We start from the raw sequence: 22,909 nt of genomic DNA, 5'->3' as shown, positions 1-22,909 counted from the left end.
AAGAAAATGACTCTAACGAGCAAGAAAATCCACCTTTAAGAGATACTACGATATACATTGACAAGGAGGAAAAAATTGGACCAAAAGATACAAAGTAGTTAGAATTGTAATTACAGAAAGTCCTATAACTAAAATCTTATTAGCTTTCATAAATCTGGAATGACGGATTTTATGGGATTCTAGTGACTTTTCTATGGCTTTTTCTAAGCTGTAAACTCTGTTTCTCACCAAATTTAATTCGTCGGAATTACTATCTCCTGAAATAATATCTGATTGTAGTAGTTGATATGGATTTGTTCCGTTAACACCTGTTTTTAATGGTAGTATGTTTATATATAGAACCCAAATAACCCAGCCTATTAACACCACTAAACCTAAGGCAATGTAAAAAAGCAAATCAAGTTTATTTTCGGTAATAGACTTTATTGAATAGCCAGAGATTATAATGAAAAAACTAATCAAAATCCTCATTAAGCCATTGGACTTGTCAGTTATTACATCTTCAATTTTCTGTATTCCATACAAACTTTTTTCTGCCTCTTCCTTAATGAGGAAAAGCGTTTCTTTTTTTGCTTGGTATAATATTTCTGTGTTCATAATTGTAAATTTAAATAATTGCGTGTTAAAAAACGTTTTACAACAAAACCTAAACGTAATGCGGACTTTAGGGTAAAACCGAAAGGTCTGTGTATATTTATAAGGTCGCTAAATCTTATGGATTTAGCTTTGGACAAGAAAAATAAAAACTAAACAATAAGCTTTAGCTTCGTGCGCAGACGGAAACGAAAAGTTTCCTTGCCCCCGCACTACGCTTAGCCGAGACGTTGTAAGCAATTTAAGAAAAACAATGAACACTAAGTTTAAAATTGAATTATTTGATGAAACCGAAGTTGAGAGACTTCCGATTCACTATAAAACAATTGAATACTTTGAAAAATTTGTGGCGGAAAATATACTGTCGGAATTTAAAATTATTCTCAATACTAAATGGATTCATAGTTTCGGAATATTCTTTGACTCTGCCGATTATAAAAATATCCCAGAACACTTGAAAAGTTTTGACGGAATTGAAAAATATTTAGTAATTCTTCCACCAAACACATTTTCAAAAGAATCAATTAAAAGTTATTCCGTTCAATTTTTCGCTTCTAAAATAAAAGACAATCCAAAAGGAGAATTTATTGGATTTTGTGAGATGATGTTAGATTATATCGAAACATTTTTTGTTATGAATTATAAAAAAGTAAAAGAAACCGATTTTATAAATATCCGACAAAATGTTGATTGGGAATATTTGAAATCTATTAAATACCCAGCGGATTTGAAAGACCAACATTTCGTGGGTAAATGAAACAAAAACTGCTTACAACACGGTGTATAAAACATAGCTAATAAAGGCTAAACTGAAAGGTTTGTGTTTTATTTGCTTAAACCACCAAATTTTTAATTTGGCTTTAAAACTGAAAATTAAAACAAAATATAAAAATTTGGCTCAGTGCTAAATCGAAAATATAGTATCTTTTAACACGCTACGATTTCATACACTGAGCCGTTAGGCAACATTAGAACAGAGAATTATGGATAGAAAAATCATTTACTTTCTTTTTTTAAGTTTTTTTCTACAGGTTAAGGTTTCTGCACAAAACAAGCAAAAGTCTGGAATTGAAATTATTGACATCTCTCAAAAGCAGATTGAATTAATGAATATGCTTCAAAATGAGCCTGTTGAAAAACGAAATGCAATATTAATTGACTCAATTTACAAACCGAACAGCTATTTGTGGAACGGATATTTAGGTAGCGAATCGGATTTTACAGATTGGGTAAACAATATTGCATACAAAGAATTAGAATCCTACAATACAAAAGCCAATAGCATCGACCTTTCAAAACTTAATCAATACTTTTTTGAGACAGTTCGAGAAATGGAAAAATTTACTGGTAAAAAACCGAAAGGAAAATGGTATATATTCTTCGGACCTAAATGGACAAACTTAGGCGGATTTGATGACGGAACGATGCTCATTGATTTAGCGCACGAGTCGAATAAAAATCTTGAGGACATTAAAATTTTCTTCCCTCACGAAATAAATCACCAAATTTATTCCGACACAATGGAACAGGAAAACAATGCGGTTCTATATAGAATTTTGGACGAAGGATTTGCTTGCTATGTTAGCTACTTATTTCATGACGGCAAAACTATAATAGCCGAAGAATTAGACTTCACGGAATCGGAATATAAGGCTTGTTTGGAAAACGAAAAAGAGCTTACTAAACTTTTAAAGAAAAACTATAAATCTAACAACGAGAAGCTAAGCGACAATTTTGCCAATCGAGGCTACAAATTTTCAGAAAAACTACCAGGCGCAGTTGGCTATTATATTGGATTTAGAATAGTCGATGAATTTGTCAAAAGAAACGGAAAAGATTCTTGGAAAAAGATTTATGAAATGTCACCTAAAAAAGTTTTGAGAAAAAGTAAAATATTGAAATAATAACGTTGCCTAACAACGTGTAAGCGCAATAACGGCTGAATTTACCACTCGGAAATTCAACTCGTTTTTGCTAAATTAGGTGCGTCAGCGGAAAATACTCGCGCATTTTCCCGTTACTGACGCTTACACAAAACCGTTGTAAAACATATTAAAAGACCCACTTCAAATAAATGAAAGTTTACGTAAAATGTCCTAAATGTGAAAATGAACTCGGATATTCAACAAATGCGAATACTCGAGTGGAGTTTGCGATGCAAGACGGAGAGAATAAAAAACTGACTTGTAAAAATTGTGGACGGACTACGGATTTTCACGTGGACGAACTTAACGCAAAAGAATCGAATTTAGCGAAATTTGGTGCCGGACTTATTTTCTTAATTGGCACACCACTTATGTTCTTATTTGTAAGCCCAATATTTACAGGAAGTCGGAATCATTATGTAATTTTCATAGTTGGAGGATTTTTACTTGTCCCAGTAGTCGCATACGGAATTATAAAAAAACAAGACCAAGTAAGAGTTAGTTCCTTCAATCGGAAAAAACTAAAGGGACGGATTCACAATATCTAAAAAATACATTTTACAACAAAACCTCCTATGAAAAGCCCTAGTCCAAATCCTCTAAAGTTCAATTAAAGAATGACTAGTGTAATTTTTGTTTTATTGGCTTTTGTAGTAATCATATTGATTGCTTTTGGTATTAAGAGAAGTGATAGAAAAATTTTCGACATCTTAGCCTATTCAATTATCGGAGTAGGATTGTTAACGGGTTTGTTTTTCTTGTGGTTTATGATGATGTTTGGAAAGGGGTATGGGGTTTGAATTTAAGATGTTTATGGATTTCATTTATAATAGTAAAAGTTCAAATAAAGGATGAACTCTAATATATTACTAGGTAAAATTTTGCAGCGCTTTTGTGATAGTGGAATCTCAAGAGTAGAAGGGTTCAATAGTTTTGAGTATTTACGTGAGACCAGTAATTACGTGTATGTGAAGCGCGAAAATGGTCAAGAAACTTCAATTCCCTTTAAAAAAATCATTGTAGGAATTGAAGCATTCAAATTGAATCCAGAATTATTTAATCTAGGACCATCTGCATTGAGACCATATGGTATTACACATATAACAAGCCCAATTTGGTCTCTTTTGCATTTACTTGCGCCTGAAGAATATGACAATGGCGACATTTTGTTGGATAGGATTCAAAAAAAATCAATTCTTAATATATATGGAGTTTTGGAACATGAGTTGGAATTGACATGGCGAATCTATGAACTTGCTTTGACGGCCTATCATCACGCTGACTACTTATTTCATAAAGATAGAGGTGAAGAAATGAGAATTGTATCTAATTCAATGTCATTAAAATTTATAAGAATAGTATGTGCCAGAACCTGTGTATTAGAAATTTCTAAATTGATAACTGAAGGGCAAAATAATCATTATAGTTTCTGGAACTTAGTGAATAGGATTAAGAATAAAAAATTTGTCGGAAACATCAATATTTCTGCCAATTCTTTGAGCGAAATTGAAAGTTCTTTGTTGAAGAATAAAGACAACATTAAAACATTTAAGACCATCAGAGATAAATTAGTGGCGCATGATGATTTTGATAATTATCTTATCCCAAGACCTCTATTGAGTGACTTATTACCATTACTAGAAATGACATACAATATACTTTGCAAACTCTGTGTTGAACAATATCAAAAAGAGTGTCCACCTGGACCAAAGAATAATGTCAGTATGGACTTAGAAAATTTCCTAAACATGCAAAAGTTCAAATAAACGATTGTTATTAAGTCAAATGTTTAATCGCTGCTAGTCGTATATCATACAGTTCAACCGAGAGAGAATAGGTATTTGCTGCAGATTTATTAAATTACCCCTAATATGGGATATATGTAATTGTACACATATCCGCACGTTGTAAAACATTTAAATGGACCTACTGAATTTATTAAAAGATTATCCAGCTATTGGCGCTTCTCTAATAGCATTAATAAGTGCTTTTGCCGGTGGATTTTTAAATAATATCTTTCAATTATATAAAGACCGACTCGGACACAAAAGGGAGTTAAATGGATTTATACTAAAAGAAAAGATACACGCCGCAAAGAAAGCAAGCGAATACTATTTGGAGCAATTAAATTATTACAACTTAATAATTCAACAACTCAATTTTCTAACTAATGTTGATAGCCCTAATCCTCAAATGATTGATGATTTGAACAAACAGGTTGAATTTTATTCTGAAAAACTTAAAAAATTTCCTCACTTCGAGCATCATCATATTAATATCTTTTATGAAATTATAGACGAAAAATCTATCGATTTAGTATCTGAGACTTTTAAGCTTAATCAAGAAATCCTTGATTTAAAAGTAAATAAAGAGGATTCTTTGGAGGTTATAGAAAACAAAATTGGACAAATAACAGTAAAAGCCAAACGGCAAAAAGAAATCTACGAAGAACATTACAAAATCCTAAAAGGTTATCTAAAAGACATTCGTAACGACATTAAGAAAAAGTAAAAACGTTTTACAACAATGCCTATAATTAATGTGGGTTTTAAGTTCTAACGCCAAGATCTGTGTATATTTAAGAGGTCGCAAAATCTTTGAGATTTTGCTTAAGACAAGAAAAATTAAAACAAAACAAAAAGATTTGGCTTCGGGCTATGGCGCAATGGGAATTGTAAATCACCGCCCCACACTAATCATAGCCGAGACCGTTAGCGACAAGCTGAAAAAAGAAAATGAATATTGTACCACTTAAAACCTATTTTTCGAAACATCTTCTGTTAGATGAAATGGAAGTTGAATTTCTAGAAACGGTTTTCACAGAAAAAAAGGTTAGAAGAAAGCAATATATTCTTCAGCAAGGAGATGTTTGCCAATTGAATACATTTGTAGTTGAAGGTTGTTTTAGAATGTTTTTGGTAGATGATCAAGGTAAAGAACATAACCTACAATTTGCAATAGAAAACGGGTGGATTCTCGACATGGAAAGTTTTTATTTTGGACAACCGAGTAGGTTAAATATTGAAGCAATTGAACATTCAATTGTCTATCAAATCAAGAAAGAGGACCAATTTAAATTATTTACAGAATATCCAAAGTTTAACCACATTTTTAGAGTTTTATGTGAAAATGCTTTAATATCCAGTCAAAAAAGAGTGTTGCAGAATATAAGCTCCACTGCTGAAGAAAGGTATATAGAATTTTTAAACCGATTCCCCCAACTTATCAATCGAATTTCAAATGTTCAAATTGCGTCTTACATAGGGGTAACCTCCGAATTCCTAAGCAAAATCAGAAAAGAAATCTCCACAAAACAGCGATAGTCTTAATCTACATTAAGATTATTTCTTAACCTATCTTATGGGTGGAAGCTTTAAGCCGATATTACCTTTGTAAAATAAAATAATGAACCATGAAAAAATATAAAATCATTTTAACTTTAACTTTAGTATTATGTCTACACGTTGGTTATAGTCAGGAATACAAACAACTTGAGTTTAAGAAACAAACTTTTGAATTACATAATGTAACTGGAAAAGTCATCAAACTTAAAGGCAAAAAAGTGTTGAAAATTGAGCGAGATTTAGAGGCACTTCCTTTCGATGAAAACAATTTAGAATCCACGGTAGACGATCGTCATTATGCTCGCCTAATTGATTTAAATGATTTTGAAAATGGAACTATAGAAGTGAAAATGTATAGCCAATTACAGAATCCTGCGCCTTATCCGGGTATTGCAGGCTTTATTGGAGTATATTTTAGAATTGCTGAAGACGATTCTGAATGGGAATCTATTTATGTACGCCCCAAAGTAGGAAGAATAAATAACCAATATGCCAGAAATCATACTGTTCAATATTTTTCATACCCTGATTTTAAATTTCAAACCTTAAGGGATAATTTCCCAACAGGTACATATGAAGGTTCCGCCCCAGTGGCACTGGAAGAATGGATTACCATGCGAATTGAAGTGAATGGTGAAATTGCTGAAATGTTTATAAATGACATGAAATATTCTTCTTTCATTGTGAATAAGATGTTAGGAAAAAATCAGAAAGGATATATAGGTTTATATGTTGACATAGGGACAATTGGCTATTTCAGAGATTTGAAAATAACAAAAAGGGCATTGAAGAAAAATCAAGAGAAACAAGAAAAAATCGATGATATTTAACTAAGAAAAGCCAGTCGCTAACAAGGTGTATAAGCAATAGCGGTTTGAGTTAGCACTCAAACCGCTATTTTATATAATTAAAGTATATTGTAAACCGAAAAGTAACGGCATGCAATCCGCTACTGCTCATACACAAACCGTTATATGCAAGCTTAAAAAAAGGTAAATTGAACATCTATTGGAGCAATTACTAACAAAAGAGGACATTAAAGAAATTCTGTACGGAAATTTTAAAAACCCCGTATTAATGTACTATGGTACTCGATTAATTCCAAAAGAACATCACCCACATACTGCTTTAATTGCTGTTTCCGACCGCCATTCACTTTTATTAATCAAAGGGAATAAAGACACAGGAAATCAACATATCATTGACAGACACAATTATTGGTCAACAAAACTTTATACTGTACAAAAAGAAAACGGAGATACCGTCTTTCAACATCAAAGTAGATTTCCTGGAGATGTCAGTCCCATACATTTTTTAACGATAGCGGATGAAATTTACAAACCGGAAAATCTAATTGTGGACAATCCACATCCGGACTCGGACAAATTTGACCTATATATCGGAGAATATCTCTTTGAGAAAAAAAAGAAGGAAAGGGTAAAATTACTTGTCTACAAAGACACCAAAATTATTCATTCATTATTTCTTCAAAGTGCCAAATACAACAAAAAAAGAGTGAAAAAATTTCCTTTCTCAAGAGGGGAGGTCAAATATGCAAAGAAGAAACCTAACGAGGTTAGAAAAGTATTGATTCCCTATTTTGACAGCAAGTTTAAGCTCTGTTTCGGAATAACAATTGAAAAATATCCTGAGCATAATCGAGAAGATATTATAATAATGATTTTTGACCCTAAAAGCTCTGACTTGTCAAAGTATAATTTCATTAAAATTCAGGAAAGAGAAATAAACCATTTTGTTAGCGAGCAAGCCGAGGAATTTAATTATCAACATGCGGACTTGAGGGAGGTGGAACAACTAATTCAAGAATTGGATAATGACCTAAAATCAGGTCGTTATAAATTCAAACGAAAAAAAGCCAGCATATAACAATACCTAAACGTAATGCGGACTTTAGGGCTTAACCGAAAGGTCTGTGTATATTTATTATGTCGCTAAATCTTATGGATTTAGCTTTGGACAAAAAAAGAAAAAGCAAAACAATAAGCTTTAACTTCGTGCGCAGACGGAAACAAAAAGTTTCCTTGCCTCCGCACTACGCTTAGCCGAACCGTTACCACACATTTTGAAAAAAAAGCAATTACTACATAACCTACTTAGACGTAATCTGATGTACATGGCAATTACATTTGGTTTATATCTAATAATTCTGGCATTATGTTATCCACAAAACACAGAAATGTTTAACGATTTTTTTGGAATACTATTCGGCTTGATATTGCTTATTAATATACTACCCATAATTTTAATTTTTAATTATTATTCAGAAAACAAAAACATTGATTTTGAATCAGATACCGATTCCAATTTAATTACCATTACTCAAAATGGAATTAGAAAAAGCTATCATTTCAATGAAGTAAAAAAATCCAATTATCATTTAGCTTATAACTATAAAAATACAGTTGATAATAAAAGTAGGCATTCAGTAATTTTTTCAGATTTTGGATATTGGGACTTACAATTTAAAAATGGTGATAGATACTATTTGTCTAACCTATTAAAGGACTTTATACATGATGCACCAATAATAAGGAATACAAAATATAGGTTTCGTGTATTTCCATATATAAAGAAATTTGATATGAAAGAAGGCATAAAATTAAAATCTATTCCTAGAAAATATTAATAATTAATGGACTCGACTCAAACGCAACCGTTATGCAGATGGACTGTTTAGCTAGTTAATGCATAAGGACCAATCTTAACGGAATAAAAGCGAATTTAAAACGGTGTTGTAAAGAAAATACGTGTGGTAACAATACCTATAATTAATGCGGACTTGTGTCTTATTCGTGAGGTCTGTGTATATTTATAAAGTCGCTAAATCTGTTGGATTTAGCTTTGGATAAAACAAAAAACAAATCAAAACCAAAAGCTTTAGCTTAGCGCGTAGCTGGAAATCCGTCGGGTTTCTTCGCCGCACTAATCATAGCTTAGACGTTAGCCGTAATAAGCTCTTAAAAAATTAGAGCAACTTCTACTCCACTCCTTTTTTCCTTTTACGTGCTAAAAAAACAAACAGTTCGCAAGTAGTAACGTTTATCAGAAAAGCAAAAAATCTTCAGTTTTGTATTTTAAGTCTGCCCAAATCTTTTGGTTTGTGTTAAAAAAAGAGCAGCTTTCAGGGTCTTCCCTTTTGCCGCCAGTACGCAATCTGTGCGCAATCGTTACGCAGTCGGACTTTTGGCTTGTCACTATTTGTTTAAGTTAAATAAGCCTTCTAAACTATGTTTATCTCAACAAGGTTTGTCGCTGGATGGAAAAAGCGGCAAAATCTACGGGTATTGTTCTTTTCGCTTGTCTTTATTGAGGTTGAGTCGGGTTGCTTAATACCGCTAACAATACCTAAAATTAATTGCTCCGGATTTTCCGATGGAAAATCTAGAGCTATTTTGCTATCTTAGTTCGCGATGGGAAATCCTGCCGGATTTCACAACGCAACTAATCTTAGCTTAAACGTTACACCACATTTGAAAAACACAATCGAAATAGAAGTTAATAAATACGAGAAACCGATTAGACAATTAATTGGAAAGTCGATTGTGGACGTAAACTATTACGAAATAGATTACGGAGAGCCAACGTGGAATGAAACCGAATATCACTCGTTAGATTACGGACTTGAATTCGTAACATCTGACAAATTGAAATTCTATTTTGTGTGGGGAAATGAATACACCCAATACGATGTCAAATTTCGGAAAGGGAATATATTGACAGAATTTAGCACCGAAAATGGAGCGAAAAAATATAAAGCGAATAGTAATCAAAAATGGACTGAATTAATCGGAGTGAAAATCAGCGGAATTAAAAGCTGTTGGTCTTATTGGAATTTGATTAACGATGACAAAAAAAATTACTATCCGCAAGATGTTCGAATTGAATTTGAAAATGGAAAAGAATTGTGGATTTCTGCTCTTGAAATTAGGGACGGAAGAATAATCGGAATGCAAGACCATTTGACTGTTGTTTTCGATAGAGAAACAGCGGATAAATATAAAATCGGAATTAAAAACGTGGTGTAACAACGGCTATAGCTCATTGCGGCGGAATTTCCTCTCGGAAATTCCTGCGTGTTTGCTAACTTTGGTTTTCGGCGGAATAGTTCTGCCGAACCATTCCGCAACGAATCCATAGCCAAAACCGTTAGCCATAATTGAATGACAACCGTAGAATTAGGTAATATAAAATTAGAAATTGACCGAAACGCAACGGAAAAGTTCTATAAATCTCAAAACGGATTTATATGTGACTGTCCTGATTGCCTAAATTATGTTAGTAAAATTTCTGGTGTACTATCTGAACTAAACGGACTTGAAAAACAACTAGGAATTGATTTAACAAAAGCAGTTGGACAAGGAATGGACGAGTTAATGCCACACGATTATGATGATTATCATTTATATGTTATCCCATATTACTTGATTGGAAAATGCTTCATAAACGAAAATGAATTGCAAAAACAGTCAATCGAACCAATATGGGAAAAAACAAAAAAAGCGGAATATAAGTTGACTGAAAATCTCTCGCTGCGTATAATTGAAACCAACAAATATGTTGAAATTGAAAATGCCGAAAATATTTTGACTATTTGGCTCGAATATAAAACTGAATTGATTGAAAAATAAAAAACTATGGCTAACAATACCTATGAAGTAATGCAGAGTTTTGTATTTAATTCAATGGTTTGCGTATATTTAATATGTCCGCAAAATCTTTAGGATTTTGCTATGACGAAAAAAATTAAAACAAAACAAAAAGCTTTTGCTACGTGCGAAGACGGAATCGAAAATGATTCCTTTCCTCCGCACTACTCATAGCTGCAACGTTAGGCGCAATTTCAAATGAGCACGAAATGGAAATCGGAAATTAAATGGATTCTACTAATTGGGGTCTGTGCTTTGGGGCTCACTTTTATCGTCTTGTCCCAATTTCAAAACTACAATTGGACGCTAGGCTTCGAATACTCAGAATTGCTTTGGATTTTATGGATTTTTATTTCTCTATTTAGCATAGCCGGCGGAATTATTTATTTCATAAGATTTTTATTATCCAAAGAATACAATGGACTTAAAAATCAATTGACCATAATATTTCTGTTCATATCAGTAATCGGAATTTATGGAATTGCCAAAGTTGCGAATGGACTTGAAAAATATTTCCTTCCTACCTCTGAAAAAACTACAGACGGATTTACAATTTATCCGCCATTATCTGCAGATGGAAAACAATGGGAACAACTAAATGGACTGAAAAACCATGCTGAAACGGCATATGGACTTATGTTTCTCATGATAATTTTGCTAATAATAGTAGCTGTGATTATATGGAAAAGAAAAAAAACTGCGCCTAACAAAGTGTATAATTAATTGCGGTCGGAATTTCCAGTTGGAAATTCCTGCAATCAATTATCTTTAGAACCAGGCGGACGTTTTCCGTTGGAAAAGTCCGCAACTAATCATACACAAACCGTTACCTGCAAGTTCAATGAACATTAGAAAAACAATTTTAAATCGGATTTTTCTTTGGACAGTTCCAATAATGATATTGATTGGTTTTTCGAATCAAAATAAAGTAATTGACATCAATTTTCACGATACTTATTTCGTTATTAGCCAATTTTATTTATACGTTATTGTTTCTATTGGATTTGCATTAATCGGATTGATATATTACCTATTAGAAAAAATAGGATTTAAGTTTTTCGTGGTTTTAATACTTGTTCATTTCATTTTATTTATTATTCCGTTTTTTAATAACATAATAATTGGTGGACCAAAAGATGACGTATATTATACAAATACCTCATATCCAGATGATTCAATCTTGTTTGCAAATATTTTTTTTATTCTAATTGGATTGATAATTTTCCTAATAAACATATTGATTGGATATAAAAGAAGAACCAGCAGGTAACAATGGCTATAACAAATAGGGCATAAAGTGCTATATTTAATAGCTTGGGCTTGTTTACTAAGTCCGCCAAATCTTTTGGATTTGGCAATTAAAAAAGAAAAAATAATTACAAAACAAAAAGCTCTGGCTCACAGTTTAGATGGAAACGAAAAGTTTCTTTGCCCGCCCTACTTGCCATAGCCTAGACGTTGTAGCAAATTTTGCCTGAATGAGAAATTGGTTTTTAAAACAGATGGACAAACTTGGTCTAGATACTTCAAATTTGAAAACTGATGCGGAATTAAATGGTCGTTTTCTTGAATACGGAGAATCTGAAAATATTATTTTCCCTAAGGAATTAGGTAATGGAAATGACTGGATAATTAAAGAATGGTTCTTTAAAAAAGGACAGATGGTTCGACCTGGAGATGTGATCGGGGCTGTGGAGGATAAAACTCAAAGATTCGAGTTTGAATCCTTTGTGGGCGGAAAATTGAATTACTTCAAAAGAATTGGTCAAAAAGTTGAAGGTGGTCAAATCTTAGCTGAAATTATTGGTTCTAAAAACACTAAACTCCAATGACGGACTTGGTAATCTTACTTGTTTGGATAGCCGCACTCTTCGGAGGTGGAATTATATACTGGATGCGATTACAAATGGAAAAACTTGGTTACAGATATCCAATGTTCAATTCCAGCTTTAAAATGATGGCAGATTTTCAGGCAAGAAAAGCAACTGACAAAAAGCTAAAAAACAAATACCACAAAACTCTTGGAATTGTTTTCTTTTTATGGCTAGCGATAGGAATTGGATTTTGGTCACTTTGGAATTAAAAAACTTGCTACAACACTGGCTATAATTCATTGCTCCCTCTGCCCTAACCTGAAAATTTGTTACTTTTAAACGGCTGGATTTCATACGGACAATTTCCGTTGGAAATGTCCACAACGAAATCATAGCCGAACCGTTACCCATAATTAATGAAAATGAAGAAAATACTATTATCGATTTTAGCAATCTTTGGAATCACAGTTGGAGGAAAAGCTCAAACCGAAGAATTGCAAACAGGTCTAATAAATACCTTGACAATTACAGCAAATAGATTTGAGAAATCAAATAACGCATTCTTGATAAATATCATAAAAGACAATGTTGTTATTCTTCAAATTGTTCACGGTGGATTAATTGAACAAGCGCGAACTGAAGAAAACACCTTTAATTTCTCATTTAATGTGACCTTCGATAACGAAAAGGACAATCAGAACAGATTCACTGCTCTTAAAATTTCAAAAGACTTTAAGTACTATGAATGGGACGGAATCCCTTGCTATGCATTAAACGTAGGAAATGATAAAAACAAAGCTGAAGAAATAGCAATAAAAATCTTGACTAAGGTATATGGGTTTGACTCAAAAGACTTATTTGAATTTGAAATATACGACCAGGGTAGAATGTAAAAAAACTATGGGTAACACTGTATATAGCAAATAGGGCGTTCGTGGTTTACGAAAGTTCAGTGCTACTTACAAATACCGCCAAATCGTTGATTTGGCTTTTAAGAATGAATAAATTAAAAACAAAATACAACGCTTTGGCTAAGTGCAAACTCGAAAGTTTATCGCTTTCTGCTGCCCTACTTGCCATATACTAAACGTTACCCAAAATATGAAAAAACTAAAATTTAAAAGTGAAATAATTAAATTTTGCGGACTTATGTTGATTGCTTTAGGGGTATCCTGTAAGACTTATACTATTCCTGTAGATAGTTTTCGTGAACAAATGAAAAATACAAATTCGGAAAACAAAAAAGATGTCGAAATAAACAATCCATTAACGTTTGGAAAAATAAAATATTCAGCAAATGACATTGACCGACTTGTGGTGTTTGATAAAACTGGACAAGAAATGTATCTGAGCAATTCGCCATCAATAGAAATGCGTGTTACTCACAAAAATGGAAAAAAGTATATTCTATATTTCGATACGGTTATTCTGGAAAATAATATTCTAAAAGGCGGACGCTCAAGATTTGCTCAGGGACTAAAAAGGGAAATCCCAATGGATAGTATTGTTAAAATTGAAGTTCAAGATGGTGGTAAGAAATTTAACTATCAGAACTAAAAAATACTTTGGGTAACACAACCTATAAACAATATGGGCTTAGGTCTTAAACGCTAAGGTTTGCATATTTTTATAATGTCGCGAAATCTTTGGGATTTCGCTTTAACACAAAAAAAGAAAAAACAAAACAAAAAGATTTCGCTATGCGTATGGCGGAAAGCAAACGCTAGTTTGCTCCCGTACTGTTCATATCTCAACCGTTAGCTACAAGCTGAAAAAAGATGACCGAAAAGAATGACGAAAATATAATTGGATTTTTTGCCAGTTTTAATGCTGATGAAACTGACCAAGAATTAGTCAAAGACTATTTGTGGAGTGACAGCGGACTGAAAAATAAACTCGCTCATCTGAAGTGGAAAAATTACGGACAAGGACTCCAAATAATTTTATTTCAGGTTTATGTAAAACCAATTCCTTATTTGAGGAAAAATTTGAGAGAAATAGAAAATTATAGACCAAAGGAAAAATCTATCGGAATTCCTATAATTCTGGATAACGAAAATTTCTTCAAATTATCTGAAACTGACCGACAACAATTCTTTGCGGAATCGATAGTCGAAAAACTTGGACTTGTAGAATTAAAAGTAAAGCGAAATAAATTGGATTTTGACATTGTGCAACTAATAGCTGATGTGAAAAAATCGCTGAATTATAAAAAAATAGAAAAAAAGCCAGTAGCTAACAATGGCTATAATTCATTGTGGCAGAGAGCTAAATCAAAGTTAAATTTATAAATCAAACGGCTGGATTTCGGCGGAATAATCCTGCGGATGATTCCACAACGAAATCATAGCCGAGACCGTTAGGTGCAATTTGAGACAAAAATTCGGCTAAATGAGAAAAACCGTAAAAAACAACAAACCAAATTTTCTATTTTGCACATTTTACAGATTTGAAACTAAATGAAAAGACAATTATTTTTTGGGAGTTTTTTGACCTTGCTTTTCGGTGGACTGATTTACGTGCTGTTTAGAACTGCGACACTCAGAATGTTCGGTTGGTACGAAACAATTGGTTTAAGCGGACTGACAAACGTGATGCGAAAATTGACTTTTAAATTTGCCAATCAAATTCCTGAATGGATTTTGTTCTCACTTCCTGACGGACTTTGGATTTTCTCGTATGTCTGCTTAATGTTGGCAATTTGGCAAAATTCTGTTTCACTTAAAAATACCTTGTGGATTTTAATAATCCCAATTTTGGCAATCGGTAGCGAAATTGGACAACTATTTGGACTTGTGGTTGGAACATTCGATTTGACCGACTTGCTTTTTTACATTTTCGGAATGACTTTACCATTCATATTTTTCACAAAAACCATTAACTTAAAATTTAAATTTCAATGAAAAAAAATTTACGACACTTGATTTCAGCTTCTGCTTTGGCACTATTTGTATTTATTGCATTTGGCAGTATGGACGATGAAGAAACATCATCATCTTCAAATTCCACAACGTCAACAACAAATGAAAATTCTGAAGGTTCTGAAGAGGAAAATAAAACAAATTGGAGATATTCAGAAGACATCGATGAAATGGACAATACTAAAAGAACTGTTGCTTATATAAATTCTGATAACTCAATCAAATTTGATTTTCCTTATGGTAATTCAGACTTTACATTGAGCGTCAGAAATTGGAAAGGAAGTAACGATGTCTATCTATCTTGTTCTAAATGTCAATTTATTTCTGGCTTTTCTGGAGAAAAAACTTATCGTATCAAATTTGATGATGAAGCACCAATTAGAGTATCAGCAAATCATTCATCATCTGGAAGTTCGGATGTAGTTTTTCTTGGAAGTGTTTCAAAAATTATTTCCAAGTTAAAAACTTCCGAAAAATTAATGATTGAAGCAGAATTTTTTGACTCTGGAATGGATAACATTACGTTTTCTACAAAAGGTTTTGAATGGAACGTTAAATAAAAAACTGCACCTAACATTGGCTATAAGTAATTGCTTGTTCTCGCCTACTTCTGAAAATCCTCGCGGATTTTCAGTTAGGTGCGTACTTGCTGAATTAGGTGCTTAAACAACGCAACTAATCTTATACAAACACGTTGTGCATAATGTAACCCAACCGCAAAAACCAATCGAATTGAATAAAATCCCGAATAAAATAAAATAACTCATTGGCGGAATTTCGGCTTTGATTTTCTTCCTCTTCTTTTTTGGAATAATTAATCCATTTGGACTTAATGACTCTCTTCAAAAGATGACTGGATATTTTTTTGGACTTAATTTTAATAATTTGGACTATTTTGCTATTTCTTCAATTCCAATTTTCGGAATGTTATTAAATTCAAAACGAATGGAATTTAAAACAGCCGACTTAATAAAAGACGTTTTAATAATAATTCTTTTCGTAATTATTACAATCGCAATCGGACTTTACATATTGACCTATATTGGGAAACCTGACAATCCTTTAATACCACAATATTTGATAAGTGAACCGTTCTTTTTATACTCAACAATCATAATCGGAATTGGAATTGGACTGCCATTTTTGTTCATAAATCGGACTGAAAAACTAGATGAAATAAATGAAATTGGAACTAAAAAATAATAAAAACACTATGCACAACAATGTATAACCGCAATTACGGCGGATTCGACTACGTCCGAATCCACTCGGAATTGCTAACGTCCGTGCTTAACCGAAAATTAACGCATATTAACCCGTAACTGTCGGTTATACGAGACCGTTAGCAAGCATTACAACAAAATTCGACTTATGATAGACCCAGGAACTGGATTAACAATATTAGGAAGTGCAATTGGTGGAGCCAAAGTTGTCGAAAAGATTTTAGGACCAACAGCGGACTATGTCGGAAATCAAATTAAAGAATGGACAGAAAAAAAAGTAAATAATACTTCCAAAATATTTCAAAATGCGGAGAAGAAATTAGGCGCTAAAATAAACGAACCAGGAAAAGTTCCGCCAAAGGTGCTGAAAGGAATTCTTCAAGAAGGTTCTTGGTGCGAAGAGGAATTACAAGTTGAATATTTCGGTGGAGTTCTTGCTTCTTCTAGAAGTGGAATTTCTAGAGATGATAGAGGAGCTTATTTTGTTTCTCTAGTAACACGTCTATCGACTTATCAGTTGAGAACACACTACCTTATTTATACAGCAGTTAAGAATCATTTTGACGGACAAAATTTGAATATAGGAGAAAGTACTGACCGAAGAAAAATGGAAATTTTTATCCCTTATTCTACTTATTTGAAGGGAATGGATTTTACGAGCGAGGAACTCGCGAACTTTGACACATTAATGACTCATTCCATTTGGGGTTTAAACAAGGAGGAATTAATAGAAAACTTTTCATATGGACCAGCCGACTATCTAAAAACAAAATTTAGTGACGCCAATGAATCAGGTATTATAATTCAACCCTCTAATTTAGGAGTTGAATTATTTATGTGGGCTTTTGGATATGGACAAAAAAGTAATAATGAATTCTTTGCATCAGAAACCGAATTCAAAACTGACCAAAAAATAATAATTGATAAAACGATGAAAACAAAATAACGCTTGCTAACAGCGTATATAAGCTATGGCTTGGTCAGTCCTCACTTGGAAAATCCTGCGGATTTCCCAAAGCCGGTATTTATCAGGAAAGGTTCGTGCCGAGAAACGCCACAGCTCATATACCAAACGTTGAGCGCAATAACCTCAGCAACGGCTTGTCTCAAATTGCTACGCTGTTTCGACAAGCCATTGCATCGGATACGATTTAAAGAACTACGTGCCTTCGTTCTACCCTTAAATCTAATTGCGCTCAACGTCTGGGGTCTATTAAAATAAAAAAGCACCTGCCTACTCTGAAATACGAGCAGGACTAAAATTTTATAAATGGAGATTAAAGAACTGTTTGATTCTATGTCATTAGCTAATTTTAGATTTACAAAACCGAATTTTGAACATGAAAAATCATGGCACAACAAACAGCGTGAGTCGTTAAACAAATTAATTGCCTGTGGTTTAGTCAAACAAATAACAAAAGACTCATATTCTTTAACACGAGACGGTAAAGAAGCTAGTATTGTTGGTATCAAAAAATGGTGTGACAACTTAAACGACATAAACAGAAAAGATTTAATCAATCATAGTTTTGGATTCTTAAAAGATTCAAACAAACGACCAAGCATAAAAACTATAGCTGAAAGTATAAACAACTCAACAATATCAAAATCTTTATGGGGTATTATAAAAGGGGTTGCTATATTAATAATCGCATATACCATATGGGCTTTATTTAAGGATTCAATTATAAATTATTTTAAAAATCGAATGTGATAGATTACGGCATAATAGTACGGGAGGTTACAGCACCCAACAGGGACTATATTTCATTGCTTAGGCAATGAGTGCTTTTTTATTTTTTTGTCGCTTACGTGGCTACTCTCGCTTGCCGAAAAAGGCAATCGACCGCCACACGCAACAAAACATAGACCCCAGACGATGATGTTGCATTCTCCTACGTCGACCCTATGTGCTACATCTCGTACCTCGATTCTCGCACAAAGGGAAATGCAACATCATCGCAGCGCTATGTCAGATCACATTAAACCGTAGGATAAGGGTAACTTTTCTAAGTACGACGCTTAACGGAAGAAAACAACCCAACATATCACGTCACTATATGTAATTTATTCATAACTGTTTATTTATTAACGAATTCATGTGTTCGCTACGCTCGGAAGGACCGCCATATTTTATTCCCAATACCGTCGAAAACCAAAAAAGGTTTTCACTATATTTCCATAAAATATCGCGGACTACACATAGCGCTGCGTTAGCTGCAAGCTGAAAAAATGAACGATAAAAAATGAAAATCAGAAAAGTAAATATTCAAGATATTGAAAAACTAAAAGAAATCGGAAAACTGACTTTTGCCGAAACTTTTTCCTCGGAAAACAGCGAGGAGAATATGAAAGAATATTTGGAAAACGGATTTTCAACGGAAAAACTGACTACGGAACTGACGGACCAAAACGCTGAATTTTACTTTGCGGAACTTGACGGAAAAACAATCGGATATTTAAAAGTAAACGTTGGAGAATCTCAAACCGAAATTAAAGACAAAAACGCACTCGAAATTGAAAGGATTTACGTGCTAAAAGAATTTCACGGAAAAAAAGTCGGACAAATATTATATGACAAAGCCATTGAATTGGCAAGAGAAAAAAATGTGGAATATGTTTGGTTGGGAGTTTGGGAACAAAACCCAAGAGCAATCCGATTTTATGAAAAAAATGGATTTAAAGCGTTTGACAAACACGTTTTCAAACTTGGAAACGATGAACAAACCGACATTATGATGAAACTAAAAATAGAATAAAGCCAGTAGCTAACACGGTATATAGCAAATAGGGCGCTTAGTGGTTTACGAAAGTTCAGTGCTATTTACAAATACCGCCAAATCGTTGATTTGGCTTTTAAAAATGAATAAATTAAAAACAAAATACAACTTTTTGGCTCAGTGCAAACTTGAAAGTTCATCGCTTTCTACTGCCCTACTTGCCATATACTAACCGTTATATTTAATTTTTAAAACATATCAATCCCAATCAGATTCTTCCAATTCAAACAATTCATCAACTTTGATATTAAAAATTGATGCAATTTTAAAAGCTAGTGCTGTAGATGGAACAAAACGACCTTTTTCAATGGCATGAATAGTTTGACGTGTAACATTTACTTTTTCAGCTAATGCAGCTTGTGACAAATCACTTCTTGCCCGTTCTACTTTTATAAGATTTTTCATTCTCTGAATTTTAGAATAGTGAAGCTTCCAAAAGCAATCACAAGACAGGACAGTGCAAACCAATAAGATGAAATCCCGTTCTCTTGATGACTATCAGGATATGTTATTAAATAGTTTAAAATAGTTCCTGAAATGGATGTAATAACAAATCCTATGGCCAGTCCTTTAAACTTCAAATACCGGATTCTTTCATCTACCATTGGCTTCCCAGAAAAATACAGAAACAGTAAACCTATTCCTAAATGTCCAATTAAACTTTCAACAAACCAGTTTCCATTCACGACTATTTCAAAAACTAGGGAGCCTAAGGCAAGTAATGAAAAAGCAATACCGAAATAAAAACTACCCCTGAACCATGGGAGTAACAATTGACTATTTGTTTTCATATTAAATCATTTTTGTAAATTATACCGCAACAAATGTAAACTATAATTTACATATAGACAAGTATATAATAACAAAACTAAATATAACACCGTATAAAATTAATTGCTGGTGCGAGCCTACTTACGAAAATCCTCTCGGATTTTCTATTCGGTTTGTATTTGCTAAATTAGTTGCTTAAAACACGCAACTAATCTTAGCTTAAACTCTAATCTATAACTTTTGTAAACAATGTATATTAACTAACATTTGTCAAACAAATAAAAGTGGCACTAAAATTGACCAATTAAAAGATATTAGTCGGACTTGAAATCCAAAAATGGACTTTTCACTCAGATACAATTTATAAATGAAAATAAAATTTTTAGTATTCACTCTCTTTTTATCAAGTCAAATATTTGGACAATCTCAAAAGGACAGTATTGCGGACAAATCTAATTTTATAGAATATTCCGTCATAACAAATTCTTGTAAAAGCGTTTCGAATTGGAATAGTAAAAAGAGCTGTTCTAAAAGGGAATTGGCAAAAGAAATACAAAAGGTTTTGAATCAAGATGTTCTTGACAAAATACCGGAGAATAAATATCGAATTAGATGCACTTTTAATTTTGACTCAAACGGAGAATTAATTAATGCAAATGCAAATACGGAAAATGATATTTTAAATGCTGAAGTCCTCAGGGCTTTTAAAAACCTCGAACTGAATATGTGTCTTATGGACGAAAACGGAACTAGCAGAAAAGGAGAATTTAGAATACCCATATTTATTAGGGTTGAAAAATAAAAACGTTGCACAACAATGGCTATAATTAATACGGGTTTTCGTCCTCAACACTAAGTTTTGGGTATATTTAGAGTGTCCGCCAAATCTTTTGGATTTGGCTTTTTAAACAGAAAAAATAAAAACAAACGAAAAGATTCGGCTAATCACTTAAACGGAAACAAAAGCGCACTTTTAGTCCCGTACTAATCATAGCCGAGACCGATGATGTTGCATTCTCCTACGTCGACCCTATGTGCTACATCTCGTACCTCGATTCTCGCACAAAGGGAAATGCAATATCTTCACAGCGCTATGTAAGATTACTTAAAACTGTAGGATAAGGGAACTTTTTCTAAAGACGACTCTTAGGGAAAGAAAACAACCCAACATATCACGTCACTATATGTAATTTATTCATAACTGTTTATTTATTAACGAATTCATGTGTTCGCTACGCTCGGAAGGACCGCCATATTTTACTCCCTTCACCGTCGAAAACCAATAAAGATTTTTACTATATTTCCATAAAATATCGCGTACTACACATAGCGCTGCGATAGCAACCATTTAAAACTAAGAATGAAAAGAATAGTAACAATTATATTAATTTTTCTTTTCCCCTTATTGGGTTTTAGCCAAAACTACAAGGATACGCTTCAAACGAAAATTGAAAAATTCTATAATAAAAAGAATTTACCAGGATTTGCTGTTGCAATTGTGAATGACCAAGGTGTACTATTTCAAGAATCTTATGGTTACGCTGACCTTAAGTCCAAGAAGCCATATACATTGAAAACTATTCAACTGATTGCTTCAACTACAAAAACTACAATATCATTTGCGGTGATGAAGTTGGTCGAAGAAGGAAAACTAGACTTAAACTCTCCAATCAATGATTACTTACCCTATAAAATTTACAATCCTCATTTTAAAGATTCTATCATTACAATAAAACAACTTGTAACACATACTTCAGGAATTATTGACACAGAAAATAATTATGATTTACGTGGGAGATACTTTATCAAACAAACCAATCTAAACGATAGTAAGCTGGATAAAGAAACATTGGATTATGTTAAAAATTATAAAAAGAACAAAAGACTATCTCTAAAGAAATATTGTAAAAATGTTTTTTCCGAAAAAGGTAAATGGTATAACAAAAATACATTCTTGAAAAACCCTCCTGGAAGTCATTACCAATATTCAAATTTAGGAGCCACATTAGCCGCATACATTGTTGAAAGAGTAAGCGGTAAGTGTTTTGATGGTTTCGTTGAACAAAATTTATTCAAAAAGTTAAATTTTCAGAACAGCACTTTTGATATAAAAAGTATTAACATTGATTCACTAACCACTTCATATGTAACTGATGAGCATATAGCAACACCAATTTTCGGTGAGAATACTTATCCAGATGGTGGAATGCTTACAAACTGTAATGAATTAAGCACTTACCTTATTGAAATGATTAAAGGATATAATGGTAAAAGTGAACTTCTTACGGCTGAATCGTTCAAAACCATGATGAGTCCATTATTAACCGAACATGTTACATTGTCAAAAGAAACTGGAAGAAATTTTCAAAATATTGGCGTTTTTTGGCAATTGGCTAAAGATGGCGGAATAATGCATAATGGTGGCAATCTTTTAGGTGGAACAGTTTATTTATCATTTAATCCTGAAACAAATATTGGAAGAATACTAATAACAAATTGTGATGCAAGTGCAAGTCGAGATATGCTGGTTTCTTTTATTTCCATATGGCGAACTATGGAAATATATGCGGGAAAGATAAATTAAAAAAATAAAAACGGTTTCCAACAAGTGTTATGCAACATATGAAAAAGGTGATAATCATTAGTAATATGTTGTTTTATGTTAAGGTTTTAACAAAATAATGCCATCTATTGAAAGTGCATTGTTGGGTCAGAAATACCTAAATGTTGCTGGTTCTAAAAATTTTCTTTTTGGTCAAAAAACTTCTGATATAATACAGTAAGGGCTAGAATTAAATCGTTCATAATTTGCCGATTTAATATTGAAAATTTATGACGAGAATTACTTTGACCTAACCTTTGTGAAGTTG

General features: G+C 32.9%; 30 protein-coding genes. 27 read left to right on the top strand and 3 right to left on the bottom strand.

What is annotated here, in order from left to right; all coding sequences use genetic code 11:
- Positions 1 to 45: 45 nt before the first annotated feature.
- Positions 46 to 597 (bottom strand): hypothetical protein, encoded by a 552-nt coding sequence (locus tag Q2T41_RS18120; RefSeq protein ID WP_304437231.1) that lies wholly within the window; start codon positions 595 to 597, stop codon positions 46 to 48.
- A gap of 250 nt (positions 598 to 847) precedes the next feature.
- Between Q2T41_RS18120 and Q2T41_RS18115 the strand changes: the two genes are divergently transcribed.
- From Q2T41_RS18115 to Q2T41_RS17995, 25 genes are all read left to right on the top strand, one after another.
- Positions 848 to 1,351: a hypothetical protein gene (locus Q2T41_RS18115; protein ID WP_304437230.1), complete on the top strand. Its 504-nt coding sequence runs from the start codon at positions 848 to 850 to the stop codon at positions 1,349 to 1,351.
- A 226-nt stretch (positions 1,352 to 1,577) separates the two neighbouring features.
- Entirely contained in the window at positions 1,578 to 2,498 is a 921-nt protein-coding gene (locus tag Q2T41_RS18110; protein WP_304437229.1) for a DUF2268 domain-containing putative Zn-dependent protease, read from the top strand.
- A 170-nt stretch (positions 2,499 to 2,668) separates the two neighbouring features.
- Positions 2,669 to 3,067 (top strand): hypothetical protein, encoded by a 399-nt coding sequence (locus Q2T41_RS18105; protein ID WP_304437228.1) that lies wholly within the window; start codon positions 2,669 to 2,671, stop codon positions 3,065 to 3,067.
- 69 nt (positions 3,068 to 3,136) lie between these two features.
- A complete protein-coding gene (locus tag Q2T41_RS18100) occupies positions 3,137 to 3,319 on the top strand; it encodes a hypothetical protein (protein WP_291788605.1) in 183 nt (60 codons plus the stop codon).
- 51 nt (positions 3,320 to 3,370) lie between these two features.
- Positions 3,371 to 4,285: a hypothetical protein gene (locus tag Q2T41_RS18095; RefSeq protein WP_304437227.1), complete on the top strand. Its 915-nt coding sequence runs from the start codon at positions 3,371 to 3,373 to the stop codon at positions 4,283 to 4,285.
- A gap of 154 nt (positions 4,286 to 4,439) precedes the next feature.
- Positions 4,440 to 5,030, top strand: coding sequence for a hypothetical protein (locus tag Q2T41_RS18090; RefSeq protein ID WP_304437226.1), 591 nt, complete (start codon positions 4,440 to 4,442; stop codon positions 5,028 to 5,030).
- A gap of 94 nt (positions 5,031 to 5,124) precedes the next feature.
- Complete coding sequence (locus tag Q2T41_RS18085; protein WP_304437225.1) at positions 5,125 to 5,274, top strand: hypothetical protein; 150 nt, start codon at positions 5,125 to 5,127, stop codon at positions 5,272 to 5,274.
- A complete protein-coding gene (locus tag Q2T41_RS18080) occupies positions 5,255 to 5,842 on the top strand; it encodes a Crp/Fnr family transcriptional regulator (RefSeq protein WP_304437224.1) in 588 nt (195 codons plus the stop codon). The genes Q2T41_RS18085 and Q2T41_RS18080 overlap by 20 nt, the downstream gene beginning before the upstream one ends.
- Positions 5,843 to 5,931: 89 nt before the next feature.
- Positions 5,932 to 6,693: a 3-keto-alpha-glucoside-1,2-lyase-like domain-containing protein gene (locus Q2T41_RS18075; protein WP_304437223.1), complete on the top strand. Its 762-nt coding sequence runs from the start codon at positions 5,932 to 5,934 to the stop codon at positions 6,691 to 6,693.
- A 178-nt stretch (positions 6,694 to 6,871) separates the two neighbouring features.
- Entirely contained in the window at positions 6,872 to 7,750 is an 879-nt protein-coding gene (locus tag Q2T41_RS18070) for a hypothetical protein (RefSeq protein ID WP_304437222.1), read from the top strand.
- 241 nt (positions 7,751 to 7,991) lie between these two features.
- Entirely contained in the window at positions 7,992 to 8,510 is a 519-nt protein-coding gene (locus Q2T41_RS18065) for a PH domain-containing protein (protein ID WP_495660024.1), read from the top strand.
- A 784-nt stretch (positions 8,511 to 9,294) separates the two neighbouring features.
- The gene (locus tag Q2T41_RS18060; RefSeq protein ID WP_304437220.1) at positions 9,295 to 9,909 is read left to right on the top strand and encodes a hypothetical protein; all 615 of its coding nucleotides are present in this window, start codon (positions 9,295 to 9,297) and stop codon (positions 9,907 to 9,909) included.
- Positions 9,910 to 10,044: 135 nt separating this feature from the next.
- Positions 10,045 to 10,512 (top strand): hypothetical protein, encoded by a 468-nt coding sequence (locus Q2T41_RS18055; RefSeq protein WP_304437219.1) that lies wholly within the window; start codon positions 10,045 to 10,047, stop codon positions 10,510 to 10,512.
- A 216-nt stretch (positions 10,513 to 10,728) separates the two neighbouring features.
- Positions 10,729 to 11,253, top strand: coding sequence for a hypothetical protein (locus Q2T41_RS18050; protein ID WP_304437218.1), 525 nt, complete (start codon positions 10,729 to 10,731; stop codon positions 11,251 to 11,253).
- A 755-nt stretch (positions 11,254 to 12,008) separates the two neighbouring features.
- Complete coding sequence (locus Q2T41_RS18045; protein ID WP_304437217.1) at positions 12,009 to 12,362, top strand: biotin/lipoyl-containing protein; 354 nt, start codon at positions 12,009 to 12,011, stop codon at positions 12,360 to 12,362.
- Positions 12,359 to 12,613: a hypothetical protein gene (locus Q2T41_RS18040; RefSeq protein WP_304437216.1), complete on the top strand. Its 255-nt coding sequence runs from the start codon at positions 12,359 to 12,361 to the stop codon at positions 12,611 to 12,613. The genes Q2T41_RS18045 and Q2T41_RS18040 overlap by 4 nt, the downstream gene beginning before the upstream one ends.
- Before the next feature lie 153 nt (positions 12,614 to 12,766).
- Positions 12,767 to 13,237, top strand: a complete 471-nt coding sequence (locus tag Q2T41_RS18035; RefSeq protein ID WP_304437215.1) for a hypothetical protein — start codon at positions 12,767 to 12,769, stop codon at positions 13,235 to 13,237.
- 208 nt (positions 13,238 to 13,445) lie between these two features.
- On the top strand, positions 13,446 to 13,901 hold the full coding sequence (locus Q2T41_RS18030; RefSeq protein ID WP_304437214.1) for a hypothetical protein: 456 nt from the start codon (positions 13,446 to 13,448) through the stop codon (positions 13,899 to 13,901).
- Between the two features lie 221 nt (positions 13,902 to 14,122).
- Positions 14,123 to 14,635: an Imm44 family immunity protein gene (locus Q2T41_RS18025; protein ID WP_304437213.1), complete on the top strand. Its 513-nt coding sequence runs from the start codon at positions 14,123 to 14,125 to the stop codon at positions 14,633 to 14,635.
- Between the two features lie 255 nt (positions 14,636 to 14,890).
- Positions 14,891 to 15,247, top strand: a complete 357-nt coding sequence (locus tag Q2T41_RS18020) for a hypothetical protein (RefSeq protein ID WP_304437212.1) — start codon at positions 14,891 to 14,893, stop codon at positions 15,245 to 15,247.
- Positions 15,244 to 15,825: a hypothetical protein gene (locus Q2T41_RS18015; RefSeq protein ID WP_304437211.1), complete on the top strand. Its 582-nt coding sequence runs from the start codon at positions 15,244 to 15,246 to the stop codon at positions 15,823 to 15,825. Before Q2T41_RS18020 ends, Q2T41_RS18015 begins: the two co-directional genes overlap by 4 nt.
- 223 nt (positions 15,826 to 16,048) lie before the next feature.
- A complete protein-coding gene (locus tag Q2T41_RS18010; protein ID WP_304437210.1) occupies positions 16,049 to 16,468 on the top strand; it encodes a hypothetical protein in 420 nt (139 codons plus the stop codon).
- Between the two features lie 168 nt (positions 16,469 to 16,636).
- Positions 16,637 to 17,434, top strand: a complete 798-nt coding sequence (locus Q2T41_RS18005; RefSeq protein ID WP_304437209.1) for a hypothetical protein — start codon at positions 16,637 to 16,639, stop codon at positions 17,432 to 17,434.
- A gap of 324 nt (positions 17,435 to 17,758) precedes the next feature.
- Positions 17,759 to 18,202, top strand: a complete 444-nt coding sequence (locus tag Q2T41_RS18000) for a hypothetical protein (RefSeq protein WP_304437208.1) — start codon at positions 17,759 to 17,761, stop codon at positions 18,200 to 18,202.
- Positions 18,203 to 18,734: 532 nt separating this feature from the next.
- On the top strand, positions 18,735 to 19,247 hold the full coding sequence (locus Q2T41_RS17995; RefSeq protein WP_304437207.1) for a GNAT family N-acetyltransferase: 513 nt from the start codon (positions 18,735 to 18,737) through the stop codon (positions 19,245 to 19,247).
- A 219-nt stretch (positions 19,248 to 19,466) separates the two neighbouring features.
- Here the strand turns inward: Q2T41_RS17995 and Q2T41_RS17990 are convergent, their stop codons facing one another.
- Together Q2T41_RS17990 and Q2T41_RS17985 are read right to left on the bottom strand one after the other, a co-directional pair.
- Positions 19,467 to 19,673 carry a helix-turn-helix transcriptional regulator gene (locus Q2T41_RS17990; protein ID WP_304437206.1) on the bottom strand — a complete coding sequence of 69 codons (207 nt, stop codon included), beginning with the start codon at positions 19,671 to 19,673 and terminating at the stop codon, positions 19,467 to 19,469.
- Positions 19,670 to 20,041, bottom strand: coding sequence for a hypothetical protein (locus Q2T41_RS17985; protein ID WP_304437205.1), 372 nt, complete (start codon positions 20,039 to 20,041; stop codon positions 19,670 to 19,672). Before Q2T41_RS17985 ends, Q2T41_RS17990 begins: the two co-directional genes overlap by 4 nt.
- Before the next feature lie 365 nt (positions 20,042 to 20,406).
- Between Q2T41_RS17985 and Q2T41_RS17980 the strand changes: the two genes are divergently transcribed.
- Together Q2T41_RS17980 and Q2T41_RS17975 are read left to right on the top strand one after the other, a co-directional pair.
- Complete coding sequence (locus Q2T41_RS17980) at positions 20,407 to 20,841, top strand: hypothetical protein (RefSeq protein ID WP_304437204.1); 435 nt, start codon at positions 20,407 to 20,409, stop codon at positions 20,839 to 20,841.
- Between the two features lie 558 nt (positions 20,842 to 21,399).
- Positions 21,400 to 22,623: a serine hydrolase domain-containing protein gene (locus Q2T41_RS17975; protein WP_304437203.1), complete on the top strand. Its 1,224-nt coding sequence runs from the start codon at positions 21,400 to 21,402 to the stop codon at positions 22,621 to 22,623.
- The last annotated feature ends 286 nt before the right edge of the window (positions 22,624 to 22,909 follow it).

The sequence above is a fragment of the Maribacter confluentis genome, from assembly GCF_030505015.1.
Classification (GTDB): domain Bacteria; phylum Bacteroidota; class Bacteroidia; order Flavobacteriales; family Flavobacteriaceae; genus Maribacter; species Maribacter sedimenticola.
Note: the sequence above shows the minus strand (reverse complement) of the source record. Positions and strands in the feature narration are given on the sequence as shown.

Bases quoted from the DNA above. Each gene is read 5' to 3' on its own strand.
- Q2T41_RS18120 (WP_304437231.1), bottom strand. From the start codon at position 597: ATGAACACAGAAATATTATACCAAGCAAAAAAAGAAACGCTTTTCCTC.
- Q2T41_RS18115 (WP_304437230.1), top strand. From the start codon at position 848: ATGAACACTAAGTTTAAAATTGAATTATTTGATGAAACCGAAGTTGAG.
- Q2T41_RS18110 (WP_304437229.1), top strand. From the start codon at position 1,578: ATGGATAGAAAAATCATTTACTTTCTTTTTTTAAGTTTTTTTCTACAG.
- Q2T41_RS18105 (WP_304437228.1), top strand. From the start codon at position 2,669: ATGAAAGTTTACGTAAAATGTCCTAAATGTGAAAATGAACTCGGATAT.
- Q2T41_RS18100 (WP_291788605.1), top strand. From the start codon at position 3,137: ATGACTAGTGTAATTTTTGTTTTATTGGCTTTTGTAGTAATCATATTG.
- Q2T41_RS18095 (WP_304437227.1), top strand. From the start codon at position 3,371: ATGAACTCTAATATATTACTAGGTAAAATTTTGCAGCGCTTTTGTGAT.
- Q2T41_RS18090 (WP_304437226.1), top strand. From the start codon at position 4,440: ATGGACCTACTGAATTTATTAAAAGATTATCCAGCTATTGGCGCTTCT.
- Q2T41_RS18080 (WP_304437224.1), top strand. From the start codon at position 5,255: ATGAATATTGTACCACTTAAAACCTATTTTTCGAAACATCTTCTGTTA.
- Q2T41_RS18075 (WP_304437223.1), top strand. From the start codon at position 5,932: ATGAAAAAATATAAAATCATTTTAACTTTAACTTTAGTATTATGTCTA.
- Q2T41_RS18065 (WP_495660024.1), top strand. From the start codon at position 7,992: ATGTACATGGCAATTACATTTGGTTTATATCTAATAATTCTGGCATTA.
- Q2T41_RS18060 (WP_304437220.1), top strand. From the start codon at position 9,295: ATGGGAAATCCTGCCGGATTTCACAACGCAACTAATCTTAGCTTAAAC.
- Q2T41_RS18055 (WP_304437219.1), top strand. From the start codon at position 10,045: ATGACAACCGTAGAATTAGGTAATATAAAATTAGAAATTGACCGAAAC.
- Q2T41_RS18050 (WP_304437218.1), top strand. From the start codon at position 10,729: ATGAGCACGAAATGGAAATCGGAAATTAAATGGATTCTACTAATTGGG.
- Q2T41_RS18045 (WP_304437217.1), top strand. From the start codon at position 12,009: ATGAGAAATTGGTTTTTAAAACAGATGGACAAACTTGGTCTAGATACT.
- Q2T41_RS18040 (WP_304437216.1), top strand. From the start codon at position 12,359: ATGACGGACTTGGTAATCTTACTTGTTTGGATAGCCGCACTCTTCGGA.
- Q2T41_RS18035 (WP_304437215.1), top strand. From the start codon at position 12,767: ATGAAGAAAATACTATTATCGATTTTAGCAATCTTTGGAATCACAGTT.
- Q2T41_RS18030 (WP_304437214.1), top strand. From the start codon at position 13,446: ATGAAAAAACTAAAATTTAAAAGTGAAATAATTAAATTTTGCGGACTT.
- Q2T41_RS18025 (WP_304437213.1), top strand. From the start codon at position 14,123: ATGACCGAAAAGAATGACGAAAATATAATTGGATTTTTTGCCAGTTTT.
- Q2T41_RS18020 (WP_304437212.1), top strand. From the start codon at position 14,891: ATGTTCGGTTGGTACGAAACAATTGGTTTAAGCGGACTGACAAACGTG.
- Q2T41_RS18015 (WP_304437211.1), top strand. From the start codon at position 15,244: ATGAAAAAAAATTTACGACACTTGATTTCAGCTTCTGCTTTGGCACTA.
- Q2T41_RS18005 (WP_304437209.1), top strand. From the start codon at position 16,637: ATGATAGACCCAGGAACTGGATTAACAATATTAGGAAGTGCAATTGGT.
- Q2T41_RS18000 (WP_304437208.1), top strand. From the start codon at position 17,759: ATGGAGATTAAAGAACTGTTTGATTCTATGTCATTAGCTAATTTTAGA.
- Q2T41_RS17995 (WP_304437207.1), top strand. From the start codon at position 18,735: ATGAAAATCAGAAAAGTAAATATTCAAGATATTGAAAAACTAAAAGAA.
- Q2T41_RS17990 (WP_304437206.1), bottom strand. From the start codon at position 19,673: ATGAAAAATCTTATAAAAGTAGAACGGGCAAGAAGTGATTTGTCACAA.
- Q2T41_RS17980 (WP_304437204.1), top strand. From the start codon at position 20,407: ATGAAAATAAAATTTTTAGTATTCACTCTCTTTTTATCAAGTCAAATA.
- Q2T41_RS17975 (WP_304437203.1), top strand. From the start codon at position 21,400: ATGAAAAGAATAGTAACAATTATATTAATTTTTCTTTTCCCCTTATTG.